This window comes from Enterococcus canis NBRC 100695, from assembly GCF_001544375.1.
GTDB lineage: Bacteria > Bacillota > Bacilli > Lactobacillales > Enterococcaceae > Enterococcus_H > Enterococcus_H canis.
The window spans coordinates 1-4,467 of the sequence record NZ_BCQJ01000028.1; the positions used below are offsets into that span (position 1 = coordinate 1).

A 4,467-nucleotide genomic window follows, 5' to 3' on the forward strand; every position below is an offset into this window, starting at 1 on the left:
AGTTTTACAATCTTCCAACGGCAGAGAATATTGTTGCCAATCTGTAATAAAATGTAAATCTGCCATTACACCTCTTCTAATACCCTTTTTTTGAGTTTCTGCAAAGAGCTTATGTCCATAATTGACACGTCCCATATTTTCAATCAATATATCAAGTTGATTGACATGTTCGGTCATACTAACTTGTATATCCTCACCTATTTCTGTTTGATACTGAGTAACTTGTAAATTTTGGTTAAGAAACAATTGACAACGATCTCGTCCATCAATTACACGTAATCGTTCTTTATTCGCATCTCTTTCAATCATTGTTCGATAGAGTAAATAACCAGTATTTTGCCCCAACGATTCCATCGTCTTTGGATATTTTGATTCCACAGGTTGACTTATCGTAGCCAAAGTTGCGAAAAGGCTTACCTTATTTGCCAAAGGGATATTTCTCTTTTCAATTGTTGGTTTAATTAAGGGGTCCAATTGCTTGATCTCAGGATAATTTTCGTGAATCATTTTGCGCAACGCAAAATATTTTTCCGTTGGATTTCCCTGTTCATCTAACGGTGCTCCATAATCATAAGAAGTGATTTGTGGCAAATCAATAACTCCTCGCGCGGAACAACCATTCATAAACCCAAAATTTGTTCCTCCATGAAACATGTATAAATTAATACTCCCTTGTTCCAATACTTCTTTTACCGCTTCAGCTAATTCTTGTGGATCTCGTTGAATAATTGGTTCTTTCCAACGGTTGAACCAACCATCCCAAAATTCCATACACATCAACGGCCAGTTCTTATTATGCTCTTCAAAAAACTGCTTCATAGAACCAAAGTTTTCTCTCGCCTTAGAACCAAAATTACCAGTGACTAAAATATCTTCCTCAATCATACTTCCAGCGCGTAAAGTAGCTCGCCACGGACCATCTGACGTAAAAAAAGGAACTGTCACTCCGCGATCAACCATCAAATCTCGTATCGCGCGCAAATATGCTTTTTCCTCCCCAAAAGAACCATATTCATTTTCAATTTGAATCATTAAAATATTGCCACCGTTATCTAGTTGATGAGGAACAATCTTTTTCATCAAAATATCATAGTAATCCGCCACATGTCTCAAATAAGCGTTTTCATTCCTTCGGATAGAAATTGGTTCACGGAGTAGCCAAGCAGGAAATCCCCCAAACTCCCATTCGGCACAAATATATGGGGAAGGTCGCACAATTGCGTACAACCCTAAATTTTGAGCTAACGTCAAAAATTTCTCTAAATCTAATCTATCCTCAAAATGAAACTCTCCTTTTTGGGGCTCGTGTAAATTCCAAGGAACATACGTTTCTACTGTGTTAAACCCTAGTGCTTTTAAATTATACAGAGAGTGCTCCCAATCATATGGATGAATTCGAAAATAATGAATTGCCCCAGATAAAATTTTAAAAGGTTGCCCATTTAAAAGAAATTCTTTTTTTATTTCAAAAGTTTCCATTCACCTTCACCTCAATTTTCTTAATATACTAAGTATATTAAGATGCCTATTAAAAGTCAACATTTTTTATAAAATATGTTACTATAAATAAAATACTAAATTTTAGCCCCCAGTAATTAGTTAATAGTTGTTTTTTTATGGCCTATCATTAGTATGTTTAAATGCATTAACATATTAGCGCTTGCTCAATTGTTATAATACAATTTCATTGTATAATTATATTTGCGGTAAGCTCTACTTGATTCTTTTTCTGTGTGTCGTCCTTACTGAAGTGAAGCGTCTATTGCGCTATCAAATGAATTATCAATCAATAAAGTTGTGACTATTACCTCATGACATCAGTACGGTAAGAAGGAATATCAATTCACAATATGTATTCTAATTGCATAGTAAGAGAAATCTCGCAGGAGCTGCTCGTTAATACAAACATAAGGAGATATTCATGATAAAACCAATGTATTTAGAAATTAAAAATGACTTAAAACAACAAATTGTCAACGGTGAATTTCATAATGGCGATCGATTCTATTCAGAAGCTGAAATCATTAAAAAATATAACGTAAGCTCTATAACAGCAATTCGCGCACTAAAAGAATTAGTTAATGAGGGCTATATAGTACGTTATCAAGGGAAGGGAACTTTTATTTCTCGTGCAAGAAAAGAAAAATTAGTAAAGTTTTCTGATATAGAAATATTTTCATTCGATTGCGACAAAGTACACGTACTTTCCATTATGCGGAAAAATAAAAAACAAATATTAGATACGTTACAATTACCCACTAATTCATATTACTACCAAATCGAACGAATTAGGGAAGTTGATGAAACACCTTACATTTATCAAAAATCATATTTACCAGAGCAATATATAAACCCAAATTATCCGGAAACGGATTATTACAGTTCTATCTATCGACGTTTGAAGTTGGATTATGGTATCGATTTAAGCGAAGAGTATTTTGTAGAAACAAATGAAATTTTATTTCCTACTCCTAATAGTATATCTGAGCGTTTAGAAATGGATAAGTCTGAACCAGTTGTTTTTCAAAAAAGACTATCTACATTATCCGACAGCAATAAACCTATAGAATATGTCGAAAGTTATAAAAAATGGGACTTTTTTAAAATTCAATTAATGTCTAATTAAATAATCATTTCTCTTTATCTTGTTAACTATCTTGATGTTGCGAATAAAAAAGTAGCATCTAATTACTAATTTTTCAGAAATCGAGGTCTTCATTATGAAACATATTTCAGTATTGATTAAACCAGCATCTTCCCTCTGCAATCTTCGCTGTAGCTACTGCTTTTATGCTAATGTCAGTTCCTTGCGGGAAATCCGCTCTTTTGGCAAAATGAAAGATGAAGTGACAGAGAAAATGATTAAAAATATTTATGTAGACTTAGAAGATGGAGATCAGTTGACATTAGCGTTTCAAGGCGGAGAGCCAACGATAGCGGGCCTCAATTATTTTAGGAAAGTAACCCAGCTAGTAGATCAACAGCAAAGGCAGGTACAGGTCCATTACGCGATTCAAACAAATGGAATCATGATTAATGAGAAATGGTGTGCTTTTTTGAAAGAACATGATTTTTTAGTTGGTCTCTCAATCGATGGCCATCCACTTTACCATGATCTACATCGAGTTGATCCAAAAGGAAAAGGCACTTTTCATCGGGTGCTACAAACAAAACAGCTGTTTGATCAATATGAGATTGATTACAATGTGCTTTGTGTTTTGACGAACCCGTTGGCTAAAGAGGCCAAGAAGGTCTTTCACTTTCTAAAAGAACAACAAATCAAATTTGTTCAATTTATCCCTTGTTTGGATGATTTAGATGCAAAAGAAAAAAATAGCTATGCCCTTACACCAAAACGTTTTGCTGGTTTTTACCACCAGCTTTTGCAGTTATGGATGCAAGAATTAGCAGCAGGACATTATGTGAGTATCAGACTTTTTGATGACCTTTTGAATCTATTTGTCAAGCAACAAGTCACCGCATGTGGAATCTTAGGAAACTGCCAAGTGCAATATGTGATTGAAGCAGACGGCAGTGTTTATCCCTGTGATTTTTACGTGTTGGATGAGCATCGAATGGGGTATATTCAAGAGCAGACCTTACGACAGTTATTTGAACAAGATGTTACAAAAGCGTTTATGTGTGAACGACCCAAAATATCTAAAAAATGTCTAAATTGTCCGTTTCAAACGATGTGTCGTGGTGGCTGCAAACGGATGAAAGATGCCATCTATGTAGATAGTAAAGGACGTTGTGGCTATCAGCAGCTTCTGCAAGAGTTTATGCCACAGATTAATCGGATTTTAGGATTGTTACAGTCTAATGGTAATAAGTCAAAATGAAAATTGAGCATTTTTTATTGAGTAACCTATTTGAAGCACACTTAACCAGACCCGACAAAAATCAAATTTTTTTCGGGTTGTTTCAAGGGTTTGCGTCAATAACAAGATGTTATTTATCTATCACGCTCCTTGGTGGCGTATAGAGTTGATGGTTACGTGGTATCGTATCCACCAGACGCGTAAATTTTCTTGCGGTTAAGACGAGTGCTCGTTTGTGTTGATGCTTGGGAACCTCTTTATATTTACTTTGATAAAAAGCTTTATATTCGGAAAGATTAGTTTTTTACTGAGTTGGCAACTTCAACTAAGTAGTATCTAAAATATCGATACCTTTGCTTTGTCAGAAGTGTGTTTTGTGATTGATAATTTCTAGATTGTTTCACTTTCCAACTTAATCCAGCGTACTTCGCTAATTTTGTCTGATCTTCAAATCTTTCGATTTTTCCAATTTCAGCAATCAAACCGGCAGCATAAACTTTCCCAATGCCTGGAATACTAGTTAAGCATTGATATTCTGGAATGACGACAACGAGCTGTTCAATTACTTTATCTAAGTCTTTGATATTCTTTTCAAGCGCACGTATTTCGCGTACAAGAACACTTAAGACAACATTGATAGACTCTT

The 4,467-nt window shown here is 34.8% G+C and carries 3 protein-coding genes and 1 pseudogene; 2 read left to right on the top strand and 2 right to left on the bottom strand.

The genetic code is table 11. From position 1 onward, the window contains the following. Positions 1 to 1,479 (bottom strand): glycoside hydrolase family 35 protein (locus ECA01S_RS13625; RefSeq protein ID WP_033647015.1); only part of this gene is annotated, 1,479 nt, incomplete at its 3' end. A gap of 442 nt (positions 1,480 to 1,921) precedes the next feature. On the opposite strand from ECA01S_RS13625, the gene ECA01S_RS13630 reads away from it, so the two are divergent. Both ECA01S_RS13630 and ECA01S_RS13635 read left to right on the top strand, forming a co-directional pair. Further along, complete coding sequence (locus tag ECA01S_RS13630; protein WP_010746345.1) at positions 1,922 to 2,626, top strand: GntR family transcriptional regulator; 705 nt, start codon at positions 1,922 to 1,924, stop codon at positions 2,624 to 2,626. Positions 2,627 to 2,720: 94 nt separating this feature from the next. Then, positions 2,721 to 3,842 carry a radical SAM/SPASM domain-containing protein gene (locus ECA01S_RS13635; protein WP_010746346.1) on the top strand — a complete coding sequence of 374 codons (1,122 nt, stop codon included), beginning with the start codon at positions 2,721 to 2,723 and terminating at the stop codon, positions 3,840 to 3,842. A gap of 109 nt (positions 3,843 to 3,951) precedes the next feature. On the opposite strand, the pseudogene ECA01S_RS13640 reads toward ECA01S_RS13635, so the two are convergent. After that, positions 3,952 to 4,467 (bottom strand): annotated as a pseudogene (locus tag ECA01S_RS13640) (transposase); the annotation flags it as partial.